Genomic DNA, 25,199 nt, shown 5'->3' with positions numbered 1-25,199 from the left:
GATTCATTCGGAAATTTGGTCGCTACTACAGGCAAACCGTGATTCGGCAATCTTTTCTTCTTTCGCTACGCAACGGTGGCATCCGCCCAGAAGACGATGCTGAATTACGCCTGAAGAAATCGCTGCTGGTCTTCGCTACCGGACTCGTATGCGCCGGCTCAATGCTCTGGCTTTTCCTCTACGGCCAGATGGGGCCGCAGTTTTCAGCCACTGCCCCATTCGTTTTCCAGCTCTTACTGGTCGGCAACTTGTTGTTCTACCTGCGTAGCGGCAATTTCGACCTTTTCCGCTATTCGCAACTGGCACTTTTTCTATTCGCACCGTTTGCCGTGCAGTGGAGCATCGGCAATTTCATCACTGCCAGTGGCACTAGTCTGTGGGGGTTGCTCGCTCCGATCGGCGCGGTCCTTTTTTTCGGCGTACGCGAATCGCTGGCATGGTTCTTTGCCTATATTTTCCTGACCGCGCTCTCCGGGTTTTTTGACTATGTACTCGTAGACAGCGTGGGAAACCACGGCCCGCGGGTCTCCATTCAAACCAGCGTCTTTTTCTTTGCACTCAATTTTGCTGCAATTTCAAGCATTGTTTATTTGCTCTTGCGCTACGCTGTGCAAGAAAAAGCCAAGGCACAAGCCAGCCTTGAAGCCACACACCGCTTGCTTCAGGATGAACAGGAGCGCTCAGAACGCCTGCTACTCAATATTCTTCCCGGGCCAATTGCCGAGCGCCTGAAACATGACAGCCAAGCCATTGCCGACGGGTTCGCCGACGTCACGGTAATGTTCGTCGATATCGTCAACTTCACCCGTATGGCCGAAGGGATGACACCGCAGCAGGTGTTTGCAATGCTTAATCGCATTTTCTCGTCCTTTGACGAACTTGCCGAACAATATGGCATGGAGAAAATCAAGACGATCGGCGATGCCTACATGGTTGCCGGAGGGCTCAATAATGAGCTGACCAATTACACCCAATCGATTGCCGAATTGGCCATTGCCATGCGTGACCTGCTGCGTCGTGATTTCACGGTTAACAGCATGCATCTGGATGTGCGTATCGGTATCGGTACCGGCCCAGTTGTCGCTGGTGTCGTTGGCAAGAAAAAATTCATTTACGACCTCTGGGGCGACACGGTCAATCTGGCCAGCAGAATCACCAGCGAAGGCACCCCAGGCATGATCCACGTCGATGAAACCACCCATCAGCGATTAGTACAGCACTTCACCTTCGATGCGCCGTTGTCTATTCACCTCAAGGGCAAAGGCAACACCCTCGTTCATCGGCTGAACGGCTCTCGAGAAATGTCGTTCAGTGAGCACGAGCCAAACTGAAAGCCACTCGCCCCGCCCGGTTTTCAACCAACTTCAGCGCATATCCGGCGCCATCCGCCTGTCGTGCTGCGTGATATAGACCAACCCCCAACCCATCCTCGGAACTGACAGGCTCCCTGAACAGGTTTGCGACCAGCACTGATGGAATGGCCAAACCATCATCATCAACGCTCAAGGAGGCATCGCCGAAAGCCACCCTGATTTTCAAGCCGGGCTGACGCTGACGCTTGGCCAGTGCGTTCTGCAATAAATTTTCCGCAACACTATCGAATAAAGCTCCAGGCACAGAGGTGTTTACCGTAGCCTCTCCGAGCCACTCAAGCGACACATGCGCATATCTTTCCTTGAGCCCTGCCCACCAAAAATCTGCGGCAACCTGTTCCTGTGACTCGAGGCTTGGTGACTGCAGTTTTTCCAGCGTTGCCTTCAGTCGATCAGCAATCTGCGGTAATTGCCTGCCGAGCAGCGAAGCGACCTCGGCCGGATCTCCTGGCTGGTTTGCCGCATAGCAAAGTACCTGCAACGACTGTAATAAATTTTTTACGTCATGCGTCACCCGCGCCCCGGTTTCATAGATTGCCTGTACATAACCCATGCGCTGCAACTGATGGGTCTGCCGCTTCACCAGGTAGAACTCGGCTACCAGTCGCAATAGCCACTCGACGTGCCAACGCATGGCAGGTGATGGCGCCTGTCGAAAATGAACGTTCAAAGCCAGTTCATTTGCCAAGCAAGCATGCACATATTGCGTCAATTCGCCAGATTGCCCTGAACTCTGCCCCGATTTCCATGAAACGCCCATGACCCAAGGCATCTCCCGCATACGCCCCATTTGAGCCTCGAGGAAACGCGTCGGATCTGCGTGCCGCTCACTCTCCGCCGACAGCTGCACCAACCACTGCTCAAGTGGCATACCCATTGATAACAAATAGCGAGAAACCGCCGAACCAATTCCGGAAAAGCCGGCCCGTGGATTCCAGGCCCAGGCGACAATGAGCAAAGCGCAGGCTACGGTCATGGAAGCCTTGAAGAGCGCTTCGACGTAACTGGCGGTCGTCACCAGCATATAAGCCAGCGCACCCAGCACAAAAACCGCCAGGACGAGAAAAACCAGCATGCCATAAAACAGGTCGAATGCCTCACCAGATTTGCGTTGTGGTGCACGCGCGGGAAAAAACAGCAGCACAGGCAGGAATAACGGCATGTAGCGAGCCAAAAGGCCGCGCAATGCGGGATCCAATGCAACAACCGGTGAGATTTCCGGCACAACGCCCAGCACGGCAACGACTATCAGATAGCCAAAGGCCAGCAGATAGCCGGAGCGTTCACTACGGCGCTCCGTCCAAAGCACTCGCCCCCCAATCGCTGCGGCCAATGCACCACACCATATCAACAAAAGCCAAGGCCCAAGCAACAGGGTAGAGCCCAAAACTGCGCCGCAAAGCATGGCGCCCTGACGCGGAGTAATCCGACGCTCTCCGGCAACAAAAGGCTGCCAGATCAGAAAGAGCCCCAGAGCAACGACCCAAAGCAGACTAACAGGCGGTATACGCCAACCACCGAAGGCCAGCGCATGCAACATCAGCAAATGCCCGGCCAGCAAAAAGTGCGGCCAATTTGCCAGTCGATTGGCAATCCGATTTGACAGCCTGGCGTTCATTTTTCAGACACACTGTTCATTTTTCGACACTTCCAGCAAATTTGCTATTCACGATTGACAAATTCCCCTGAAAACATCGGGCGTGAAAGTTGCTTATATAGACACGAAAATATAAATCGGAGCATGCCATGAAAAGCCAACAAAAAGGCTTCACCCTTGTCGAAATCGCCATTGTTCTAGTCATTATCGGACTTTTACTGGGTGGCGTTTTGAAGGGGCAAGAGCTGATCAACAGCGCAAAAGTAAAAAATCTAGCCAATGACTTTCGTTCGATCCCAACTTTTGTCTTCGCCTACCAAGATAAGTTTCGTGCCCTGCCTGGTGATGATCGAGCCGCTATCACCCACATTGGCGCCGTTGCAAATGGCGACGGTAGCGGACGCATCGATGGCGACTGGAACGCCGAACCTGCGGGCAACGCTTGCCCGACCGAATCCTGCAACTTCTGGGACCATGTTCGTCGGGCCAATCTGGCCACCGGCTCCCTCGTCATGAACGCTGAATTCTTCCCCAGGAACTCCGAAGGTGGGCTGATCGGCATTACCGGAGTTTCGCCATTAGCCGGATGGACTGGCAACTTCTACGTTTGCTCAACCAATATCCAAGGGCGGTTTGTACGCCAACTGGACATTACTGCGGACGATGGCAACACAGCTACCGGCAACATTCGCGTTATCTGCCAAGGTGTTTGCGCGACATCAGCCAACCCGCCTGCCAACCTCACGGTGGCAGAAGATAGCAACCTCTATACGGTTTGCTCGTCAAATTAAGCAATATCGCCCCACAAAGCCCATTTCGATGGGCTTTTTCATTTCTGCAGCAAGCGTTGCTCAGCAGCCGTCACGACCGCCGGTGAACCCAGAACAATCACCGCATCCCCCTCTTCCAGAAGCGTTTCCGGTGCCGGCTCCAAGGCGCGGATACCCCGACGCCGGATAGCACTGACTTCGCAGCCCAGTGCATCGAGATCGAGGTTGTTCAGCGTCTGTCCTATAGCTGCCGCACCCGGCACGAGCAATACAGTGTGAAGCCGTGGTTGCTGCTCGTCCTCTTCATCGCGGTCACGGTCGCTTATGCCACGATAGAAACCACGTAACAAGCTATAACGTTGAGATCGGGTCTGGCGAACGCGCTTGAGCACGCGATTCAGTGGTACGCCCACCAAAACCATGGCGTGTGAGGCAAGCATGAGACTACCCTCCAGCGCCTCCGGTACGACCTCAGTGGCACCGGCACGAGTCAAACGCTCCATGTCGCGCTCATCAAGCGCACGAACCACCACCGGCAAATCAGGCCGCAGTTCCTGAACATGATGCAAGACCCGTTCGGACAACTGGGTATCGCTCACCGTCACGATAATGACACTGGCTCGCATCAAGCCTGCGGCCAGCAAGGATTCTTTTCTCCCGACATCACCGTATGCAACGTTTTCACCGCCAGCCACCGCCTCCCGGATACGATCCGGGTCCAGATCCAGCGCCATATAGTGGATGCCCTCCTGCGCCAGAAAGCGTGCAAGATATTGGCCGTTGCGCCCAAAGCCGCAAATGATGGCATGCTTCTCCGAACCCATTGATTGCGCAGCAATCTTGGTCAATTGCATGGAACGGATCATCCATTCGCTGGCCACGAAACGAACGACGATCCGCTCGCTGTACTGGACAATGAACGGCGCGATCAGCATCGACAACACCAGCACAGTCAAAGCGACCTGCTGAATCTCTCTCGGCAGATGGATAATTTCGCCCAGCAACACGAACCCGAACTCGCCACCGGCGCACAACCACAAACCGGAACGGATGGCATTGCCGGGCGTCGCCCCAAGACGCCAGGACAACAAACCGACAACCAGCGACTTGATCAGCAGCAATGCCAGTAGTGCCAGCAGGACTTGCCACCACAAGCCAACCACCAGATGGACATTAAGCTTGACGCCAATCGTGACAAAGAAAAGCCCCATCAGCACATCGCGGAAAGGCTTGATATCCTCTTCCACCTGCAGCTTGTATTCGGTTTCCGAAATCAGCATGCCGGCAACAAACGCGCCGAGCGCCAAGGAAAGTCCTGCGAGCTCGGTGATGGTGGCCAGACTGAGCGTAATCAGCAAGACGTTGAGGACGAACACTTCAGACGACTTGGCACGGGCGACAAAATGGAACCATTTACGCATCAGGTGCTGACCAAATACCAGAATCAAGGCAAGTACAACGATCGCCTTGAGCAGCGCCACCCCCAGTAATACCGCCAGCTTCTCTGGCGGTTGCGTCAATGAGGGAATAATGACCAGCAAAGGGACCACCGCCAGATCCTGAAAGAGCAGCACGCCCATGATGTCCCGACCGTGCGGCGAATCCAGTTGCATGCGCTCGACCAGCAACTTGGTCAGCACAGCTGTGGACGACATGGCAAAGACACCACCAAGGGCGATGCCCAACTGCCAGCTAACGCCAAAGAGCATGATCAACCCGGAAATCAAGGCCATGCTAACGACAACCTGCAGCAATCCGAGCCCGAACACGATGCGTTTCATCGCAAACAGTTTGGGTAGGGAAAATTCAAGTCCTATCGAGAACATCAGGAAAACCACACCGAATTCAGCGAGGTATTCGGCCCGGTGCATGTCGTTCATCAAATTCAGCGCGTGCGGTCCGATCACGCTACCGACGAACAAGTAGCCAAGGACCGGCGGCAAATTAAAGCGCCGAAAGACGACCACGGCCAAAACCGAGGCGCCGAGCAGAAGGAGGACGAGTGAGAGTGCGCTCAAGGCCGTTGCTTGAAGTCAGGTATACTTGACCCATCATAACCTCTGCCCGCCCATGAACCCAAGTCAATCTACCGCCCGCTTCTCGCCGGAACGCGCTCTGGAACTGGGTCGTTAGACCCTGAGTATCGAGGCTGCCGCGGTCGACGCCCTGAAAAGCCGAATAAACGAAGATTTTGCGCGCGCTGTCGAATTGATCCTGAACTGCCAGGGTCGCCTGATCGTTAGTGGCATGGGAAAGTCCGGCCATATTGCCCGCAAAATAGCGGCCACTATGGCCAGCACCGGCACCCCTGCCTATTTTGTTCATCCGGCCGAAGCCAGCCATGGCGACCTCGGCATGATTACTCGCAACGATATACTCCTCGCCCTCTCCAACTCAGGAGAATCGGAAGAGCTGCTGCGCATAGTCCCGGCCGTCAAGCGCCAGGGCGCAAAAATAATTTCCATGACGGGAGTACCCGCTTCAACCCTCGCGCGAGAGGCGGATGTTCATCTGGATGCCGGCGTCGCCCAGGAGGCTTGCCCGCATAATCTGGCGCCGACCGCCAGCACGACCGCGTCGCTGGCGCTGGGCGATGCACTGGCGGTCGCCCTGCTCGACGCGCGCGGCTTCAGCCCCGATGATTTTGCCCGCTCCCACCCTGGCGGCTCACTCGGCCGGCGCCTGCTGACTCACGTTCGTGATGTCATGCGCGCTGGTAAACTGGTACCAGCCGTCTCGCCGACAACCGGCATTACCGATTCGATCGTAGCCATGTCACGCGGCGGCCTCGGTCTCGTCGCAGTCACCACGCCCGAAAATGTGGTGCTCGGCATTTTCACGGACGGCGACCTGCGTCGTGCCTTTGAAAAGCGTATTGATCTGCAACAGGGCAACATCGCCTCTGTCATGCACTCCTCGCCGCGCACAATCGGCCCCGACCGTCTTGCGGTCGAGGCCGTCGAAACCATGGAGCGTCTGCGCATCAACGCGCTGCTCGTGGTCGACGCCGACAATCACCTGATCGGCGCACTCAACATGCACGATCTATTTACCGCCAAGGTTATCTGATGGACACCAAAGCCCGCGCCGCCCGCATCAAGCTGGTTGCCTTCGACATTGACGGCGTCATGACCGATGGCGGATTGCATTACACCGATGATGGCCACGAACTGAAAACTTTCAACGTCCAGGACGGTCTTGGCATCGTCCTGTTGAAGCGCGCCGGCATCGACGTCGCCATCATCACCGGCCGCACCTCCAACGTCGTTTCCTGTCGTGCCAAGGACCTGGGGATTGAACATGTCTTCCATGGCGTCGGCAACAAGGGCACGGTATCCGCACAACTGCTGGAAAAACTGAGGCTGAACTGGTCCGAGCTCGCCTTCATGGGCGACGATCTGATCGACCTGCCAGCCATGAGCCAATGTGGCCTGGCCATCGCTCCGGCCAATGCCCGCTCGATTGTCAAGGATCGCGCGCATATCGTCACCGAGGCATCTGGCGGCAAGGGCGCCGTGCGCGAAGCGGTAGAGTTCATCCTCTCTGCCCAGGGCAAGCTCGACGCAGCATTCGCCCCCTACCTCACGCCGCAATGAAACACTGGCCCAGCCAACTCTTTCCGGTCATCGTCCTGACCATACTGGCCGCCCTCAGCTTTTGGCTGCAAAGTACCGTTGACCGTGGCGAGACAAAAAGCGACGGCAAGCTTCGCCATGATCCCGATGCCATGGCGGATAACTTTGTCGTTCGCCGGTTCGATCAAACAGGTCATGTCAAATACCGCCTGACCGGCCCCCGCTTTGTCCATTTCCCGGACGACGACACTTCCGAAGTTAGCTCTCCAACCTTGATCAGTTATCGTCCCGGCGCGCCGTCCGTCACCGTTACCGGCGATCACGCCAAAGTAACCGCCAAGGGCGAAACTGTTTTTCTCTGGGATAATGTGATCCTTACTCGAACAGGGACACCGGAGCGCCCCGAAATGGTTGCCCGCATGCCGGAACTGACCGCCCACCCCGAGGCCGGAACAGCCTTTACAGGCAGCGGGATTGAAATCACCCAGGGACAATCCAGGCTGACCGCTGTCGGCGCGAAGATTGACAACAATAACTTGACCCTCGTTCTGCAATCGCAGGTCCGGGGACAATATATACAACCAAGAGCCAAGCCATGAAACGACTCGCCACGCTCACCCTCTGCCTGCTCATCGGCATCAGCGCCCATGCCGAACGCGCCGACCGCGGCAAGCCCATGTTACTCGAGGCCAATCGAGCCTCGCTCGACGACGCCAAGAAAATCCAGATCCTTGAGGGTGACGTCCTGATCACCAAGGGCACCATGACACTGAAAGCCGACCGCGTCGTTATTACTGAAGACCAGTACGGCTTTCAAAAAGGTACTGCCTACAGCGGCAAGGGCGGGCTGGCCCGCTTTCGCCAAAAGCGGGATGGCAAGGAAGAATACATCGAAGGCGAAGGCGAACGTATTGAGTACAACACCAATACCGAAGTCGTTGAACTCTTTCGTCGAGCCTGGGTGAAGAGCGGTGAAGACGAGGTGAGGGGTGATTACATCTGGTACGACGCGGTCAGCGAAAAATACCTGGTGACAGCCGGCGACGCGCACAATCCGAAAGGCCAGCCCGGACGCGTCCGGGCCGTCATCCAGCCCAAGGGCAAAGATGGTGATGGGGCGGCAACACGTGGGGAACGGCTTGAACTCAAAGGAAGCGGTACGCTGGGCGGCCAAAACGCACGGTAGTAGTGCATCGCGGGATTAGCAGCCGCCGAAAGCCGTGCCACCAGCGCCTCGGCGACCACGAACAAGCCTATGATTTAAATGGGCTTGTTCGTTTTTGTGCACCGCACAAAAATAATGTTGACAATGCAACAATCACACCTATAATGAGACTCATGGTGCAGTGCAACATCGCCTCATGAAATCGCACTGCCAGAGCTTTCGATTGTTTTGCATGACCCTTTTATATTGGAGATAAACCATGTTCAAGACCCCTGAGCAATTCGCTACCGCCAACAAGGCTGCCGTTGATTCCATGCTGACCCTGGCCAATACCGCTCTGGCCTCTGCCGAGCGTATCGCCGCCCTGAACCTGAATACTGCTCGCTCCGTGATGGAAGATTCCGTTTCCGGTGCCAAGGCACTGATGGGTGCCAAGGACGTTCAGGAAGCCCTGTCCATTCAGGCTTCGCTGGCCCAGCCGAATGTCGAGAAAGCTGTTGCCTACTCGCGTTCCGTGTATGAAATTTCTGCCCAGACTCAGGAAGAGCTGTCCAAGATGGTCGAAGCCCAGTTTGGCGAATTCCAGAAGACCGTCGCCGGCCTGCTGGACAAGGCTGCCAAGTCTGCCCCGGCTGGTTCTGATGTCGCTGTTGCTGCCGTCAAGAGCGCCATTGCTGCTGCCACCTCCGCTTTCGACAACATGAACAAGGCTGCCAAGCAGGTTGCTGAAATCACCGAAGCCAACGTTGCAGCCGCTACAAATGCAACCGTCAAGGCCGTCAGCGCCACGACCGCAGCTTCCAAGAAAAAATAATCAGCTGTATCAAAGCCCCCGTTTCGATGGGGGCTTGTTTCATCCATACCCGCAAACAAACTTGGAGAATATGATGAGCAACCTGAACCTCGAACAACTGACCGCCGCCCAAAAAGCCAACGCCGAAGTCATGACGAATCTGATGCGCACCGCCTTCAGCGGCGTTGAGCGCCTGACCGCATTGAACATGGCAGCTTCCCGCGAATTCTTCAACAGCACCTTGGCTGGCACCCAGCAGATGATGAGCGCCAAGGATCCCGGCGCCCTCGCCAAGCTGAACGCCGAACTGGCCCAGCCGAATGCCGCCAAATGGATGGACTACTCGCGTAGCGTCTACGAACTGGTCGCCGAAATGCAGAAGGAAGTCACTTCGGTCATGGAAGCCCAGTACGGCAGCCTCACCAAAAACCTTAACAGCGTCGTCGAGAAGGCCAAGTCTTCCACGCCGGTGGGTGGTGAAGTTTTCGCCACCACCATGCAGTCCATCATGACCGCCTCGACCAAGGCATTTGAGAACATGACCGGCATGGCCAAGCAAATGTCTGACATGGCCGAAGCAAACATGGCAGCGGCCGGCAAGATTGCCGCCCCGGCCAAGAGCGCAACTGCTGCTGCAGCCAAGAAAGTCGCCAAGTAATTCGGCGCTTCTCGCAAAAAAAGCCCGCGAAACTCGCGGGTTTTTTTACGTCTTCATTCCGGAATAATTCAATTTTGGCTGTTTTTTCCGGTTGACCGTAGCAACCGGAAAAAATCCATCAAGTCCGCCATACCCAAGTGATTCCCCGTCTTTCGACCTCGATGCGGATTTCCTCCATCGCCTTGTCGACCAGTTCAGGTGACCCCTCGACACCAAGTTCGAGATGCTTGCGCTCCTTGCCAACCAGCGACGGCAACGAGAACAAACGCAGCATCGGATAGTCGGCGACGATTCGCTCCATCAAGTCGAGCAGCGCACTTTCATACGCTGTCGGGCCGGTCAGCAGGAAAGCCTTCTCCACCATGCCATCGACCGCCTTGAACTGATCCTTGTAGAAAGTATCGAGCGCCCATTCGATCATCGGATGCGCCATCTGCGGAAAGCCGGGTACGAAATAGTGATCGTTGGCCATGAAGCCGGGGATGCGGTTGAACGGGTTGGGGATGATCTTTACACCGGCAGGAAAGGTGACCAGCAATTTGCGCTTGTCCGTGATTTCCTCGCCGGCGAAGCGCGCTTTCAATTCTTCAAAACCTTCCGGGTGCAGCACCAGATCAACGTCGAGCGCTGCCGCCACCGCTTGCCGCGTATGGTCATCCGGCGTGTTGCCTATGCCGCCACAGGAGAACACTACATCGCCGGCTGCCATCGTGCGTTTGAATGTAGCCGCCAGACGTTCGCGGTCATCGCCCAGATAGTCGACCCAGCTCAGGCGCAGGCCACGCGCGCCGAGCAGTTCGGCGATCTTGGCAAAATGCTTGTCCTGCCGTTTGCCCGACAAAATTTCGTCGCCGATGATAATGGCGCCAAAAGTACGACTCATACCCGTTCCCCCTCGATGGTAACAATGGCCCCGCCGCGCGAGCGGCGTAGTGCTTCCAGCCCGTAATGGACAAATGATAGCGCTGCCAGCGCGGGCACCAGCAGGCCAACGAACGGAATGTGGGCCAGCAGTGCCATGGTCAGGCCGAGCATGAAGAGCGGTGTTTTCTGGCGATTGCGAACATCCTGCCACTCGCCACTGGTGGCATGCATCGACAGGGCATCGTAAGCGAACGTCCGGCGATTCAGCCAGCCCATCAGCAGCAGTGGAATGAGCAGCGAGAAGCCGGGAATCAGCCACAGCGGGATGGTAATCAGCCAGCCGATGATGAACATGACGGTCGCCAGTACGCTGTTGCCCGCTGCCGCGACAAAACTATCTTTGCCCATCGGCGCAACATCCTGATACTCGGTTTCGGACAGGTACTTGAGCATCAGCGGCATGATAACGATGGCCGCCAGCAGCGAGGCAGTCAGGTAGGCGATGGCGAAGATCGCCATCCAGCCGCCAAGGTAGGCCAGGATGTAAGCCAGCCAAACCAGCCCCCAGCCAACAAGCAGGGTCATCGGCGGATAGTCCATCATCTGCTGCACCATCCAGCCCAGTCCCCAGACGGCCAGCGCGACGGTCAGCAACAAGGAGAGCAGCGCCGGAGTCAGCACGTAGAGCCAGACCTTGCCGCTCTTGAGGTTGGCGAAAGTTCGCGCCAGCGCGAGCATGACATCACCCATTCTTGATTCCTTCCCATTGTTTTTGCAGACGTTTGGTCGATACCGGCACCGGCGTCCGCAATTCCTGCGCAAACAGCCCGACGCGCAATTCTTCAAGCAACCAGCGGAACTGTTCAACCTGCGGGTCGAGCGCACCGAGCTTGGCCAGCTGGATAGCGCGCCGTTCGTAGTTGGTCCACAACGGCGTGTATTCGACCATCAACTGGGCGTCGCGCGCCGGGTTGGCTTTCAGCTTATCGAGGCGGACGACGATTGCCTTGAAGTAGCGCGGGTAATGCTGCAAGCGGTCGAAAGGCGTGTCGAGCAGGAAATTCTTGCCCATCAGCCGTTTCAATTGCGCTTCGATGTCAGCCACCGCCGCCGCATGCGCCTTAAAGGCCGGCAGCTTTTTGACCACGGCCTGCCATTCGCTCAGCACCGTGCCGACCAAGCGGCAGACTTCCTGCATAATCAGCCCGAGCCGCGCCTTGCTATCACCGCACCTGCTCTTGAAGGCATTTGGTGTCGTCGGCAGCGGTTCGGTCAGGCAGGCGCGCTCGAAGGTCAGGGCGACGATCTGGCTCTTCAAGTCATCGCTGCTACCGAGCGCCATGTACTGCATGGCCATCTGGTTAAGACCGGGAATGTTCTTGTCGAAATACTTCACCTGATCGCGGAACTGCAGCATGAACAGGCGGAGCAGACCGGCCCGATGCGCCTCCGCAGCCTCCTCGGCGGAGTCGAAAACCTTGAGGCTGACACTATCGCCATCATCGGTCAGGCCGGGATAGCCGAGTACCGTCTGACCGGCCACCGGCACTTCCATCAACTCCGGCAATTCGCCGAAAGTCCAGTCAGTCAGATTGGTAAACTCCGACGGCGTTTCGTGCAGTTCGGCGAACTCGTCCTTGGCCTGCTTGCCCCACTCGGCGCGCAGGGCAACCAGGCTGCGGTTCATATCGAGTTGCCGGCCATGCTCGTCGATCAGCTTGTAATTCATCGAGAAGTGGAGCGGCAGCGCGTCGGGCCGGAATGAATCCGCTGTCACCGCCCAGCCACGGGCATTGAGGCCACGCGCTTCGAGGATGTGTTCGATCAGCGGCGTAATCAGGCCCTGATTCATCTTCTTTTCATTGCCCGCTACGGTAGCCATGAATTCTTCGACGAATTCGGGCACCGGCACCACTTTCGCCCGAATCTTCTGCGGCAGTGTCTTGATCAACTGCACCAGCTTTTCCTTGAGCAAGCCCGGCACCAGCCATTCCATGCGCAGCACCGGAATCTGGTTGAGTTGCGCCAGCGGCAAGGTCAGCGTCACGCCGTCGCGCGGCGAACCCGGTTCGAAGTGGTAGCTCAGCGGATAGTCGACGCCGCCGACCTTGATGTGATGCGGGAAGGCTTCTGTCGTCACGCCGGCCGCCGAGTGGCGCATCAGGTCGTCTTTCGACAGGTAGAGCAGCTTGGCGTTGTCCTGTTCGGCTTCCTTGCGCCAGTGATCGAAAGTCGCGCCGTTGTGGATGCCGTCGGGAATGATCGAATCGTAAAAAGCGAAAATCAGCTCGTCATCGACCAGCACGTCCTGCCGGCGCTGCTTGTGTTCGAGATGCTCGATCTCGCGAATCAGCCGCTGATTGTGCTGGAAGAAGGGCCAGCGCTTGGCGAAAGCCTCGTCGATTTCCTCGCTAACCAAGCCTTGGCGGATGAAAATCTCGCGTCCTTCGGCCGGCGCCATCGGGCCGTAATGGATGCGCCGCTTGGGGTTGATAACCACGCCGTAGAGCGTCGTCCGCTCCCAGCCCGAGACCTGCATCGACTTCTTTTCCCAGTGGGCATCGAAGTACTGGCGCTTGATAAGGTGAGCGCCCACTTTCTCCAGCCAGTCGGGCTCGATGCGGGCGACACAGCGACCGAAGAGACGCGTCGTCTCGGTGATCTCGGCCGCCATGATCCATTTTCCGGCCTTCTTTTGCAGCGGCGAGGATGGATGGATCAGGTAACGAATACCGCGGGCGCCGAGGTAAAAGCCCGACTCGTCAGCCTTGCAACCGAGGTTACCGAGCAGGCCGGCCAGCAGCGCCTGATGGATGGCGTCGTAGGTGCCGGGCAAGTCGCTTTCCTTCCAGCCCAGCTCGGTGACCATTGCGTGCAACTGGCCATGCACTTCGCGCCACTCGCGCAGGCGCAGGTAGGAAAGGAAATGGGCGTGGCAGTTGTCGACCAGTTGCTTGTTCGATTTCTTGTGCTCGACGGCGTTCTGGAACCAGTTCCACAACTTCCACCAGCTCAGGAATTCCGACTTTTCGTCGGCGAACAACTTGTGCTTTTCGTCCGCCGCCTGCTGTCTGTCCTGCGGCCGTTCGCGCGGGTCCTGCGCCGACAGGCCGGCAGCGATGACCATGACCTCCTTGAGGCAGCCGAGATCGCGCGCGGCGACCAGCATGCGGCCGATGCGCGGGTCGAGCGGCAGTTTGGCCAGCGAGGCGCCAATCGGCGTCAGCACATTGTCGTCAGTCAGCGCGCCGAGTTCCTGCAATAGCGCGTAGCCGTCGGCGATGGCCTTGGCTGGCGGCGGCTCGATGAAGGGAAAACTTTCGACATCGGTCAGGCGCAGCGACTTCATGCGCAAGATGACGCCGGCCAGGCTGGAACGCAGAATTTCCGGATCGGTGAACGGTGCCCGCGCGTTGAAATCAAGCTCGTCGTACAAGCGGATGCAGACGCCCGCCGCCACCCGGCCGCAACGCCCGGCCCGCTGCCGCGCCGCCGCCTGCGAGACCTTCTCGATCTGCAACTGCTCGACCTTGTTGCGGTAGGAATAGCGCTTGACCCGGGCCAAGCCGGTGTCGATGACGTAGCGGATACCCGGCACGGTGAGCGAGGTTTCGGCCACGTTGGTGGCCAGCACGATGCGCCGCTGGCCGCCGGAAGGTTTGAAGATACGGTCTTGATCGCCAGCGGACAGGCGTGAGAAAAGCGGCAGGATTTCCGGGGCGTGAGCGGAAGACAAGCCGGGTCGGGCCAGCGCGTGCTTGCGCAAGGCTTCCGCCGCTTCGCGGATTTCCCGTTCGCCGGGCAGGAAGACGAGGATGTCGCCACTGCCCAGCCGCGAAACCTCGTCGGCGGCATCGACGATGGCGTCGTAGAGGTCGCGCTCGTCGTCCTTCTTTTCGAGATCCTCGACCGGCCGGTAGCGCACCTCGACCGGGTAGAGCCGGCCGGACACTTCGATAATCGGCGCTTTTTTCCCGTTGACCGTGAAATGTGTCGAAAAACGGTCAGCGTCGATCGTCGCCGAGGTGATGATGACCTTGAGATCCGGCCGCTTGATCAGCAACTGATTGAGGTAGCCGAGCAGGAAATCGATGTTCAGGCTGCGCTCGTGCGCCTCGTCGATGATGATCGCCTCGTAGGCGTTCAAATAAGGGTCGGACTGCGACTCGGCGAGCAGAATGCCGTCGGTCATTAGCTTGACCCAACTTTCCGGGCTGGAGCGATCCTGGAAACGGATCTTGACGCCGACGCCGGTTCCGACCTGCGTCTTCAACTCCTGCGCCAGCCGAGTTGCCACCGAACGCGCCGCCAGCCGGCGGGGCTGGGTGTGGCCGATCAGGCCACGGGCGCCGATGCCGAGATCAAGGCAGATCTTCGGCAACTGCGTGGTCTTGCCCGAACCGGTTTCGCCACAGACGATGACGACCTGATGCTTGAGGATCAACTCGGCAATGTCGGCCCGCCGTTCATTAACCGGCAAATCGCTCTGGAACTCCGGCTTCGGCAGCTTGGCGCGACGTTCGAGCACTGCCGCCTGCGAACGAGCGAGCAAAGCCGCGAAGTCGGCATTCAATTTTTCGCGCTTTTCTCCGGTTGACCGCAGCAAGTCGCGCTGCATCCCACGCAAGCGCTTCAGATCGTTGCTCAGGCAAAGGTTTTCGCCAAGTTGGGCAGTGCGGACAGGTTTCTCTTGTTTCATTCATCGAGACAGCAAATCGGGGCGCCAATTTTACCGCGCCATAACCAAGACTCAGCAGCTGAACGAAAAATGGAAGCCGATCCAAATCGAATGCGCTTCCACCTGTATAACCGGTAGCCGGCTTAGACTATTATGACAATTGTTAGCAAAAAGCCTCCGCCACATGCGCCCCCACATTCTCGCCGTACTTTTCGCCCTGACATTCATGACGGGCTGCGCTTCGACAAAAGTCGAAACAACCGGCACACCACCCCAGCAGCCGTTATGTCAGGTTGGCAAACCGGCAGTTTCCACGCTGGTTTATTGGGCGCCACAGTGGCGGCCGGATCAGAAGGAGCCGCAACTGCGCGAGGCGGCTGCATTGCGAGGAATTGAAGACTTCTTCAATCGAGCGGGTTGCATTGCCATTGCAGGTATTCACCGCCTGCCTGAAGAGAAGCCGCTGCCGACGAACGAGGCGCTGGTTCGCCTCGCATCGAACTCGACGCCGGTGCCCGAGCGGGTGGTTCTGATCGTTGTTCGTGAGTTGGGCCCACGAATGACCATCGGCATCCCGAAGATTGTTGAGGGAGGCACCGAGGTGCTGATCGATGTTCGGGTTTTGAACCCCACAACCAAGGAGTCTCTGACGAATACGCAAACGCTGTGGCGGAATGGCGGGACTTTCGTAATCAAGGGCGTCAAAACACTGGATCAGGATATGAGTGCAACCTTGAAGGCGGCGCTGATGCCCGAGCAGGCTGCCAGATAAAGGCAGGTATCCCCAAGCCACATTTCCACGGTCAACCGGAAAATTTGCCCGAATTTGAAAACTCTCGCGCCGGAGCAATGTTGCGCAGCAGCTTGGCTCATGGACATATACTTTCCGTCTATTAATTGCCGATAAAACCATGGCCATCATCCGCTGCAACAAGTGTTCCCTGCTCTCCGAACAACCGGACAATCTCGCCGGCCAGAGCATCCCCTGCCCCAAATGCGGCACAGAGGCACCGGTCTATCGGACCATGTTCTTCATCGAAAAACTGCTCGACAAGTATTTTGATGCCCAGCGCGAACTGATCCGGCTGAAATCCGCCGCCGAGCCAGAGAAGGCAAGCGTACCTGAGCCCGCGGCCACGACGAGCGCGCAGTCCAATATCGACCTGGCCAATACCGACGTCCTGGCGACGGAACTTCAGCACGGCCCGATCTACGACTGGTTTCACAAGAAGCAGATCAAGGTTCACGCCAACCTGCGCGGCGTCGATACCAGTGGCTTTTTCGACGAGGTGGCCGAGGCCATCGGTGGCAATCTGGCTGTGCTCAAAGAGGTGCTTGAACGCATCCGCTGGGCGCAACAGAAAGAGCATGCCAGCGCGATCATCCATCTCGACAAAAAATCGCCGGATGAGGCCAAAGCTATTTCGGCCTTCTGCCAGCAACTTTACGACTTTTCTTTCGTCGCCAAGTGCTTCCACAACAAGCCGGAAAACAACGTGCGGCTGATTCTGCAGACGGCACCGACCATCCGCGATTTCTTTAACGGTGAATGGCTGGAATGGCATGCGCTGATGACTTGCCTGCGCTATGCCAAGGCACGCAACCGCCGTTTTTCCTGCACGCGCGGGCTAAATCTCACGCTGGCCAATGGCGACCCCTACGAGCTTGACGTCTTCATGCTGATCGACGGCAAGGTGCCGATCTGTATCGAGTGCAAAAGCGGCGAATTCCGCCAGAACATCGACCGTTATCTGGCACTAAGAAAGCGCCTTGGTCTCGAAGCAAAGCAATTCGTGATGTGCATTGCCGGCCTGAGTGACGAGAATGCCAAGGCCTTTTCCGCCATGTATGACCTTGCCTTCGTAAACGAACGCGGCCTGGCTGACCATCTTGGGCGTCTATTCTGAGCTTTCGGTTATTGCGCACATTTCGTGCGGACAGCGAATTGAATGAACTGTTTTTCCACAATAGGACCTAAGTCCGATGTGTGGATTAATTAAGTAGTTTAATTTCAGAAACTGTCAGCGTTGAGCCTTCGCCATTACCCATCGCGAAGCAACCCCTCTTGTTCCCCGGAAGGAATACAGCATGTCCCCGATAGGCGACGATTCAATCGATAGAATCCAGCGAGATCACGAGCGCATGCTGGAACTGCTTGCTCGAATCCGCGCCGAGTGCGATCAGCGTGACAACGTCGACCACTGCAACGACTGCACCTCGAACCGTCGCGGTATCTGCCACGGCAATATCGAACAACTGATTCGCTCGTTCGTTGAAAGCACCTTGAAACACAACCTGATCGAATCGATGTTCATGACGGACAAGGTGCCCGATGATCACCGTATCGCCCACAATCAGGCGCACATGGAGATCGCTCAGCAACTGAAGGCAATTCGGGCCGTTTTTTCTGAATGCGGTAACAAAATACTGGCCATTGAAGGCATAGAGCACGTCCACCAAACTTTGATTGCCCACTTCCGGGATTACGACCAGCCGCTGGAAGGCTACCTGAACGAAGCGGCATTGGCGCCCCACTCGTAGCAGACGAAAAAGACCGGCGATGTATTACGGAGAACGCTTCAACGCCTGGACTCACCTGCTTGGCGCCCTGCTCGCCTTGAGTGGCGCCATCTGGCTGATTGCCCTCTCGGCACGCACTGGCGACCTTTTGAATACGCTGAGTGTCAGTGTTTATGGCGTCACGCTGGTCACGCTCTACAGCATCTCGACGATCTATCACAGCGTGCGCGGCCGGGTGAAGCGGGTACTGCGCAAACTCGACCACCTGTCGATCTACCTGCTGATCGCCGGTAGCTATACGCCCTTCTGCCTGATCAGCCTGCGCGGCCCATGGGGCTGGTGGCTGTTTGGCATTGTCTGGACGCTGGCAGTCATTGGCATGTTGCAGGAAATCAAGCCACGCTCCGAAGCGCGCATCCTGTCACTGGTGATCTACGCCGTGATGGGCTGGATCGTGCTGGTGGCGATCAAGCCGCTGCTGGCCAGTCTCGGCCTGGCCGGCTTTCTATGGCTGGCAGCAGGCGGCGTGTTCTACACCGTCGGCATCATTTTCTTTGCCTTCGACCAGCGTTTCCGACACTGGCACGGCATCTGGCACCTATTCGTCATCGCTGGCAGCCTTGCACATTTCATTGCGATCCTGTTTTACGTGGTTTGAATCGGTCATCATGCGGCTGTCCCGCATCCATTAAAAATTGTCAGTTTGCCTCGGCTGTTCAATACCCATCAATGATCCAAGGAAATCTCCATGAAAAAGCCTTACGCGCTGCTTCTCGCCCTGCCCCTGCTTTGTGCACTCGCCGCCTGCGACAAGCCAGCCGACCTCTCCTCCAATGCCAAGAATTCGATTAATGACGCATTGGATCGTCGCCCACAAGAAAAGATTCGCGACGCAGCCGAAGACGCCGGCGATGCCATCAAAAAAGGCGCCGGTGACGTCAAGGATGCCGTGAAGGACGCAGTCAAGTAAGCTCGCCGCCGGTCAGGCTGCGACGGCAAGCTTTTCCATCAGCAGCGGCTTGACCTGTGCCAACCACGCCAGAATGCGTTCGTCGGTGAACATGCCCTGCGTACGCTGGTCGATGATTAGACCAATAAAACGCCCATCGACCAATGCGGCGGACTGGTCGAAGCTGTAACCCTCGTTTGGCCAGTCGCCAACGACTTCCGCCCCCCAGCCCCGGAATTTCTCGACCAGCGCAAAGAGCGAACTGCAGAATCGGTCCGCGTAGCGTTCCTGTGCCCCAAGACCGAAAAAGGCGATGCGCTTTCCGGTGAAATCGGGATTGGCCGGCATCAGCGCGAGGAATTCCTCCCAGTTGGGCTCAAAGCATCCGGCAGCCCCCTTGCCGGGAATTTCACCAATCCCGTAGCTCGGCGTACCGAGGATCAGCGCCTCGTATTGGAGCATGTCGGCCGGGGTGATGCGATTGACGTTGAGCGGCTTGTCACAAATCTCGTCGCCCAGATATTTCTGCATTTTCTTGGCGATCAGTCGGGTGGTACCGGTTTCAGTACCGAAAAACAGTCCAATTTTATTCATGATTATTCCTTGTTAAATTTGATAACAAAAGAAAGAGCATCCGGAATCCGACATGGCACGCCAGTTGCACGCTCTCTGGAAAACGGGCTGCCGACGTCAACTTTCCGACACCGCAGGCCCATGCCAAACATCCCAAAAGCGGAGTTCGCCATGAGTGCTACCACCATTGATCGCAAAGGCCAGACCGTGACCTCAGGCGACCGTGTTCGCGTGCTGGAGATCACGCCTGATTTCGAACTCGACGAAGACGATCTCGACATGTTCATGAACATGGTTGGCTCGAGCTGCAATGTCGAGCGCATCGACACCGACGGTGCAGCTTGGGTGGCAATCTGGTGGAACGGTGACGAGGGAACGGTACTCACCCAGATCGGCCTGGCGCCTCGGCAGATGGAGAAAATGGCGGACTGAGTCGCCCCCATCTCATTCCTCCATCTCCGCCGCGTTGTAGTTCTTCAGCCGTTTTTCGGCGGACACACCAAGAATTTTGAGCAACCACGGCGGCGGCGAATTGACCATGGCCAGCTGAAATTGGGTGAGGATTTACAGCGCCGGCCCGCCATCGGGAATCTTGATCGGGTAGATATCGGCCCGAATCACCTTGGCCGCTGCCGGACCGCCAATCGACACGACGTAGCAGACGTGACAATCACCAATCAATTTAGCCCGCCAGAGGTTTTTATCGTCCGCAAACTCCGCATCCATCGTGTCGCGAATGTCGACCAGCCGAATTTCGGTCGGCGATACCTGGTAAACCAGAAAGCGCAGGCAGGAGCCAAAGTGACCAGAAAGCAGGTCGCCCTTGTCAGAAGCAATGGCGACGCGCACCGAACCCGGCATCTCGCCATCTTCGCAGGACTGAATCTTGGGCAAAGAATCGTCGCCCTGGGTTTCGCCCCACAGGATGCGCACGGCCAGCTTCATCGACTCCAGCCCAATACCGATATCCTCGCCATCCTCTTCGCCATCGACACTGGCAAAGCCGGTCTTGAGCATGGTGACCGTCACCTTGCGCAGATCTTCTTCATCGATCTCGTGGCCAAGCTGACGGCGCAGCAGGTCGATCAGGCGTGGCAAAGTCACGTTGGGCATCGCCCGCGCCGCCAGCGCAGTGCGCAGCGCGGCTTCGCGGGTAATCGGCGGGGCAGTTTGTTCCATCGAAGATCTCCCGAAAAAGTAGGCTTGGCCTTCTCTTGCAGGGACAGTGCCAACTGCTCTATAGCACTGATTTATATCGATTTAACGAACCTAACTTACCCGCCAATTCACTGGCGCTCGGGGCAACCTGTCGGATTTCCCACAAAACACGACGAGACGGCTGCATTCGCGCCTCGCGTGTTGATGACTATTCAGTCAGTGGATCAGGACCAGATACGCGTTGCGCCGACCGTCAGCAAGCCAAGGTAGGTTGCCGTCAGCGAGCCGGCCAGATGCACCGACGCCAGGCCGATGGCCCAGGCGGGTTGGCCGGCCAGCAGGCGCTCAACGACTTCAGCTGAAAACGTTGAAAACGTGGTCAATCCGCCAAGGAAACCGGTAATAGCAAACAGCTTCCAGGCCAGCGGGAAATGCGTATTGATGTGGAAGACGCCCACAGCCACGCCTATCAGGTAGCCGCCCAAGACGTTTGCCACCAGCGTGCCGATCGGCAAGGCGACGAGCAGCGGATTCAGCGCTAGCCCGAGCAGCCAGCGCGACCAGGCGCCAAATGCGGCGCCGAGGCCAATAGCCACAAAATTCAGCGCGGAAAGATGATGCAAGGCAAACATGCCGGGAAGTTTAGCGGTTTTTGAGCCCTAACCGTTAAAATGGCGTCATTGAAAATAGAGGTTTTACCGTGAGCAGCCCCAACAAGCCAGATATTGCACCTGCAGCCAACTTTATCAAGAACATCGTCGAAGCCGATCTCACTGCCGGCAAGCATGCACAGCGCCATTGGGCCGGCCGCCCCGGGCCGGCAAGCGACCACGCTGCTGCACCACTCGACCCCGCCAAACTGCGCACTCGCTTCCCGCCAGAGCCAAACGGCTACCTGCATTTCGGCCATGCCAAATCGATCTTGCTCAATTTCGGCCTCGCCGAGCAATACGGCGGCGGTTGCCACCTGCGCTTCGACGATACCAACCCGGAAAAAGAAGACCAGGAATATGTTGATTCCATCATTGACGCGGTGCATTGGCTAGGTTGTTCGTGGGAGAAGAATGGCGAAACCAACCTCTATTACGCCTCCAACTACTTCGACTGGATGCTGCAATGTGCCGAGGCATTGATTGCTTCGGGTCACGCCTACGTCGATAGCCAGAGCGCCGACGAAATGCGCGCCAATCGCGGCACACTGACCCAGCCGGGCAAGAACTCGCCGTTCCGCGACCGCTCCGCCGCCGAGAACCTGGATCTATTCAAGCGTATGCAGGTTGGCGAATTCGCTGATGGCACGCACATCCTGCGCGCCAAAGTCGACATGTCGGCGCCCAACATCAACTTGCGCGACCCGGCAATTTATCGCATCCGTCACGCCACGCACCACAACACGGGCGACAAGTACTGCGTCTATCCGATGTACACCTTCGCCCACCCGATTGAGGATGCGCTGGAAAACATCACGCATTCGCTCTGCACGCTGGAATTCGAAGACCAGCGCCCGTTCTATGACTGGCTTCTCGGACGCCTGGCCGAGGCCGGCCTGTTGCAGCACCCATTGCCGCAGCAGATCGAGTTCTCACGCCTCAACCTGACTTATGTGGTTTTGAGCAAGCGCAAGTTGATCCAGCTGGTCGACGAAAAGCACGTGAATGGCTGGGACGATCCGCGCATGCCGACCTTGGTTGGTGCTCGTCGCCGCGGCTACTCGGCAGAAGGCTTCCGCCTGTTCGCCGAACGCATTGGCGTTTCCAAGAACGACTCGCTGATCGACTACGTGCTGTTTGAAGACGCCATGCGCGAAGTCATGAACGAGTCCGACCAGCGTCGCGTTGCCGTACTAGACCCGGTCAAACTGATCATCGACAACTATCCTGAAGGCCAGATCGAGGAATGTTTCGCACCCAATCACCCGCTGCATCCTGAGCTGGGTCAGCGCTCGATGCCATTCAGCCGCGAACTGTGGATTGAGGGCGAGGACTTCATGGAAGTACCGAGCAAGGGCTACCGTCGCCTGTTCCCAGGCAACATGGCCCGCCTGCGCTATGGCTACGTGGTTGAATGCACCGGCTGCGACAAGGACGAAAACGGCAAGGTGATTGCTGTCCACTGCAATTATTTGCCTGAAACCAAATCCGGCACCCCCGGCGCCGACAGCGTCAAGGTCAAGGGTAATCTGCACTGGGTATCTGCGGCCCAGTCGTATCAAGCCGAAATTCGCCTTTACGAGCGCCTGTTCAAGGTGCCCGCCCCCGGCGCCCGCCGCGAAGGAGATGGCCCGGATCTGGAACGCGATTTCCTCGACGACATCAACCTCGATTCCGCCAAGACCATAACCGCCCAGCTCGAACCCTGCCTGCGCGACGCCAAGCCGGAAGAACGCTTCCAGTTCGAGCGCCACGGCTACTTCGTCGCCGATCGTGTTGATTCGAAAGCTGGCTCACCGGTGTTCAACCGGACAGTCACGCTGAAGGATTCGTGGGTCAAGGCCGGCTGTTAAGCAGCGCGCCGCTTCAGATCAATATGTCCCGCGACGTCGAACAACTTGGCCAGGTTTTTACGCCACCCGAGGTGGTGGCTTTCATGCTGGACCTTTGCACCAACAAGGGACGAACACTGGAACCGTCGGCAGGCGATGGCGCCTTCTTGCATGCCTTGAAACAGCACGGCAGCGACTACGTCGGCATCGAGATTGATCCACGTGTTGCCCCGGAAGGCGCGCTGGTTCGCGATTTTTTTGATTATCCACTCAGTGAGCAGTTCGACACCATCATCGGCAATCCACCGTACGTCCGTTTTCAGGATGTCACGGTCAACACGAAAAAAAGCCTGAAATCCGAATTATTCGATGCGCGGAGCAATCTCTTCCTGTTCTTCATCGAAAAATGCATTCGCCACCTGAAGCCGGGCGGCGAACTGGTTTTCATCGTGCCACGCGAATTCATCAAGCTGACCGCTGCCAAGAAGCTCAACGCCTGGCTCTACGCCCAAGGCAGCATCACGCATTTTTACGAAACCGGTGATGTCCGAGTCTTTGACGATCACACGCCCAACTGTGCCATTTTCCGTTTCGAAAAAGGCCGCATGAATCGATCGATGGCCGATGGCCGTCGCTTTGTCGAGGTAGATGGCCAATTGATGTTCCTGCGCGAAGACCATAGCGTGCGCTTTGGCGACATTTTCACCGTCAAGGTGGGGGCGGTTTCCGGTGCTGACCAAATTTACACCCACCCCAAGGGCAACATGGAATTCGTGTATTCGAAAACCGTGGAGACCGGCGAAACACGCCGCATGCTGTATGGCATCAAGCATCCGCATCTCGACAAACACAAGGAAACGTTGCTGGCTCGCCGGGTCAAAACCTTCGACGAAAGCAACTGGTGGCAATGGGGTCGGCATTTCCCGATCAACCTGAAGCCGAGAATCTACGTCAATGGCCGCACACGCAAGGCCGAACCCTTCTTTCTGCACGATTGCAATGCCTTCGACGGCTCCGTACTGGCGCTGTTTCCCAAAAACGAACGCATCATTCGTCGCGACCTGATCGAGTGCGCCATGATGCTGAACCGCGAGGTGGACTGGCAGCAACTCGGCTTCATCTGCGATGGCCGCTTCCTGTTCACTCAGCGCAGCCTGCAAAATTGTCTGTTGCCTGAAAAATTTGCCCGCTATTTACCGCCTGAAAAAAACTAGGACGCTGCATGACTTTCATCGAACAACTGAGTGCCGCCTGGCAAAAAAATGACTCCTTGCTCTGTGTCGGACTCGATCCTGATCCGGCCAAATTCCCCGCCCACCTCAAGGGCTGCGATGACAAGATCTTTGAATTCTGCGCTGCCATCGTCGATGCGACGGCCGATCTCGTCTGCGCCTTCAAGCCGCAGATTGCCTACTTCGCCGCTCGCCGCGCCGAAGACCAGCTCGAAGCACTGATCACCCACATCCACGAAAAGCACCCAGACATTCCGGTCATCCTCGACGCCAAGCGCGGGGACATTGGCTCGACCGCCGAGCAATATGCCATCGAAGCCTTCGAGCGCTACAAGGCCGACGCCGTCACCGTCAACCCCTACATGGGACGTGACTCGGTCGATCCCTATCTGGCCTATCCGGACAAGGGTGTCATTCTGCTTTGCCGAACCTCCAATCCGGGTGGTTCCGACCTGCAGTTCCTAGATGTCGGCGATGAAAGGCTGTATGAACGCGTTGCCCGACTGGCGGCTAATGAATGGAACAGCACGGGCCAGATCAGCCTGGTTGTCGGCGCCACTTTCCCGACCGAAATCGCCCGCGTCCGCGACATTGTTGGCGACATGCCGTTGCTCGTACCCGGCATCGGCGCCCAGGGCGGCGATATTGAAGCCACCGTCAAGGCCGGACGCACCGAAAATGCCACTGGCTTGATGATCAACTCATCCCGTGCCATTCTCTACGCCGGCAAGGATGCAGGATTTGCCGACGCCGCCCGCAAGGTGGCGCTTGAAACCCGCGACGCCATCAACCAATACCGCTAAGGAAAAGCA

Annotated in this window: 23 protein-coding genes and 2 pseudogenes; 17 read left to right on the top strand and 8 right to left on the bottom strand. The window is 57.4% G+C overall.

Annotated features, from left to right (window positions below; translation table 11 throughout):
* The first annotated feature begins 38 nt into the window (after positions 1-38).
* On the top strand, positions 39-1,331 hold the full coding sequence (locus tag IPJ12_15655) for an adenylate/guanylate cyclase domain-containing protein (protein MBK7648536.1): 1,293 nt from the start codon (positions 39-41) through the stop codon (positions 1,329-1,331).
* Here the strand turns inward: IPJ12_15655 and IPJ12_15650 are convergent.
* Positions 1,309-2,991 (bottom strand): HAMP domain-containing histidine kinase, encoded by a 1,683-nt coding sequence (locus IPJ12_15650; GenBank protein MBK7648535.1) that lies wholly within the window; start codon positions 2,989-2,991, stop codon positions 1,309-1,311. The genes IPJ12_15655 and IPJ12_15650 overlap by 23 nt on opposite strands.
* 128 nt (positions 2,992-3,119) lie before the next feature.
* Between IPJ12_15650 and IPJ12_15645 the strand changes: the two genes are divergently transcribed.
* Positions 3,120-3,761, top strand: coding sequence for a prepilin-type N-terminal cleavage/methylation domain-containing protein (locus IPJ12_15645; GenBank protein MBK7648534.1), 642 nt, complete (start codon positions 3,120-3,122; stop codon positions 3,759-3,761).
* Between the two features lie 38 nt (positions 3,762-3,799).
* Here the strand turns inward: IPJ12_15645 and IPJ12_15640 are convergent, their stop codons facing one another.
* Positions 3,800-5,758: a cation:proton antiporter gene (locus IPJ12_15640; GenBank protein ID MBK7648533.1), complete on the bottom strand. Its 1,959-nt coding sequence runs from the start codon at positions 5,756-5,758 to the stop codon at positions 3,800-3,802.
* Between the two features lie 52 nt (positions 5,759-5,810).
* Between IPJ12_15640 and IPJ12_15635 the strand changes: the two are divergent.
* The 6 genes and pseudogenes from IPJ12_15635 (at position 5,811) to IPJ12_15610 (ending at position 9,931) form a co-directional block, all read left to right on the top strand.
* Positions 5,811-6,809 (top strand): annotated as a pseudogene (locus IPJ12_15635) (KpsF/GutQ family sugar-phosphate isomerase).
* Positions 6,809-7,336: an HAD hydrolase family protein gene (locus IPJ12_15630; protein ID MBK7648532.1), complete on the top strand. Its 528-nt coding sequence runs from the start codon at positions 6,809-6,811 to the stop codon at positions 7,334-7,336. Before IPJ12_15635 ends, IPJ12_15630 begins: the two are co-directional and overlap by 1 nt.
* Positions 7,333-7,914 (top strand): LPS export ABC transporter periplasmic protein LptC, encoded by a 582-nt coding sequence (lptC, locus tag IPJ12_15625; protein MBK7648531.1) that lies wholly within the window; start codon positions 7,333-7,335, stop codon positions 7,912-7,914. Before IPJ12_15630 ends, lptC begins: the two co-directional genes overlap by 4 nt.
* The gene (gene lptA, locus IPJ12_15620; protein MBK7648530.1) at positions 7,911-8,501 is read left to right on the top strand and encodes a lipopolysaccharide transport periplasmic protein LptA; all 591 of its coding nucleotides are present in this window, start codon (positions 7,911-7,913) and stop codon (positions 8,499-8,501) included. Before lptC ends, lptA begins: the two co-directional genes overlap by 4 nt.
* A gap of 238 nt (positions 8,502-8,739) precedes the next feature.
* The gene (locus IPJ12_15615) at positions 8,740-9,294 is read left to right on the top strand and encodes a phasin family protein (protein ID MBK7648529.1); all 555 of its coding nucleotides are present in this window, start codon (positions 8,740-8,742) and stop codon (positions 9,292-9,294) included.
* A 73-nt stretch (positions 9,295-9,367) separates the two neighbouring features.
* Entirely contained in the window at positions 9,368-9,931 is a 564-nt protein-coding gene (locus tag IPJ12_15610) for a phasin family protein (GenBank protein ID MBK7648528.1), read from the top strand.
* A 118-nt stretch (positions 9,932-10,049) separates the two neighbouring features.
* On the opposite strand, the gene IPJ12_15605 is transcribed toward IPJ12_15610, so the two are convergent.
* The 3 genes from IPJ12_15605 to hrpA are packed head-to-tail and all read right to left on the bottom strand — an operon-like array spanning position 10,050 to position 15,413.
* Positions 10,050-10,814, bottom strand: a complete 765-nt coding sequence (locus IPJ12_15605; GenBank protein ID MBK7648527.1) for a competence/damage-inducible protein A — start codon at positions 10,812-10,814, stop codon at positions 10,050-10,052.
* Positions 10,811-11,545 carry an EI24 domain-containing protein gene (locus tag IPJ12_15600; GenBank protein MBK7648526.1) on the bottom strand — a complete coding sequence of 245 codons (735 nt, stop codon included), beginning with the start codon at positions 11,543-11,545 and terminating at the stop codon, positions 10,811-10,813. The genes IPJ12_15605 and IPJ12_15600 overlap by 4 nt, the downstream gene beginning before the upstream one ends.
* Complete coding sequence (gene hrpA / locus IPJ12_15595) at positions 11,538-15,413, bottom strand: ATP-dependent RNA helicase HrpA (GenBank protein ID MBK7648525.1); 3,876 nt, start codon at positions 15,411-15,413, stop codon at positions 11,538-11,540. Before hrpA ends, IPJ12_15600 begins: the two co-directional genes overlap by 8 nt.
* A 244-nt stretch (positions 15,414-15,657) precedes the next feature.
* On the opposite strand from hrpA, the gene IPJ12_15590 reads away from it, so the two are divergent.
* From IPJ12_15590 to IPJ12_15570, 5 genes are all read left to right on the top strand, one after another.
* Entirely contained in the window at positions 15,658-16,245 is a 588-nt protein-coding gene (locus tag IPJ12_15590) for a hypothetical protein (protein MBK7648524.1), read from the top strand.
* 139 nt (positions 16,246-16,384) lie between these two features.
* Entirely contained in the window at positions 16,385-17,380 is a 996-nt protein-coding gene (locus tag IPJ12_15585) for a hypothetical protein (GenBank protein ID MBK7648523.1), read from the top strand.
* A 181-nt stretch (positions 17,381-17,561) separates the two neighbouring features.
* Entirely contained in the window at positions 17,562-18,014 is a 453-nt protein-coding gene (locus IPJ12_15580; protein ID MBK7648522.1) for a hypothetical protein, read from the top strand.
* A gap of 19 nt (positions 18,015-18,033) precedes the next feature.
* The gene (locus IPJ12_15575) at positions 18,034-18,651 is read left to right on the top strand and encodes a hemolysin III family protein (GenBank protein MBK7648521.1); all 618 of its coding nucleotides are present in this window, start codon (positions 18,034-18,036) and stop codon (positions 18,649-18,651) included.
* An 84-nt stretch (positions 18,652-18,735) separates the two neighbouring features.
* Entirely contained in the window at positions 18,736-18,963 is a 228-nt protein-coding gene (locus tag IPJ12_15570; protein ID MBK7648520.1) for a hypothetical protein, read from the top strand.
* 12 nt (positions 18,964-18,975) lie between these two features.
* On the opposite strand, the gene IPJ12_15565 is transcribed toward IPJ12_15570, so the two are convergent.
* Complete coding sequence (locus IPJ12_15565) at positions 18,976-19,536, bottom strand: flavodoxin (GenBank protein MBK7648519.1); 561 nt, start codon at positions 19,534-19,536, stop codon at positions 18,976-18,978.
* Positions 19,537-19,686: 150 nt separating this feature from the next.
* Here IPJ12_15565 and IPJ12_15560 point away from each other — a divergent pair, with 150 nt between their 5' ends.
* Complete coding sequence (locus IPJ12_15560) at positions 19,687-19,947, top strand: hypothetical protein (protein ID MBK7648518.1); 261 nt, start codon at positions 19,687-19,689, stop codon at positions 19,945-19,947.
* A 12-nt stretch (positions 19,948-19,959) separates the two neighbouring features.
* Here IPJ12_15560 and IPJ12_15555 read toward each other — a convergent pair.
* Both IPJ12_15555 and crcB read right to left on the bottom strand, forming a co-directional pair.
* Positions 19,960-20,694: pseudogene (locus IPJ12_15555) on the bottom strand (dinitrogenase iron-molybdenum cofactor biosynthesis protein).
* Positions 20,695-20,897: 203 nt separating this feature from the next.
* The gene (gene crcB, locus IPJ12_15550) at positions 20,898-21,305 is read right to left on the bottom strand and encodes a fluoride efflux transporter CrcB (GenBank protein ID MBK7648517.1); all 408 of its coding nucleotides are present in this window, start codon (positions 21,303-21,305) and stop codon (positions 20,898-20,900) included.
* A 68-nt stretch (positions 21,306-21,373) separates the two neighbouring features.
* On the opposite strand from crcB, the gene IPJ12_15545 reads away from it, so the two are divergent.
* The 3 genes from IPJ12_15545 to pyrF are packed head-to-tail and all read left to right on the top strand — an operon-like array spanning position 21,374 to position 25,190.
* Entirely contained in the window at positions 21,374-23,176 is a 1,803-nt protein-coding gene (locus IPJ12_15545) for a glutamine--tRNA ligase/YqeY domain fusion protein (protein MBK7648516.1), read from the top strand.
* 23 nt (positions 23,177-23,199) lie between these two features.
* Positions 23,200-24,369 (top strand): class I SAM-dependent methyltransferase, encoded by a 1,170-nt coding sequence (locus IPJ12_15540; GenBank protein MBK7648515.1) that lies wholly within the window; start codon positions 23,200-23,202, stop codon positions 24,367-24,369.
* Positions 24,370-24,377: 8 nt separating this feature from the next.
* Entirely contained in the window at positions 24,378-25,190 is an 813-nt protein-coding gene (gene pyrF / locus IPJ12_15535) for an orotidine-5'-phosphate decarboxylase (GenBank protein ID MBK7648514.1), read from the top strand.
* The last annotated feature ends 9 nt before the right edge of the window (positions 25,191-25,199 follow it).

Source organism: Betaproteobacteria bacterium, from assembly GCA_016709965.1.
Lineage (GTDB): Bacteria > Pseudomonadota > Gammaproteobacteria > Burkholderiales > Rhodocyclaceae > Azonexus > Azonexus amarohabitans.
Note: the sequence above shows the minus strand (reverse complement) of the source record. Positions and strands in the feature narration are given on the sequence as shown.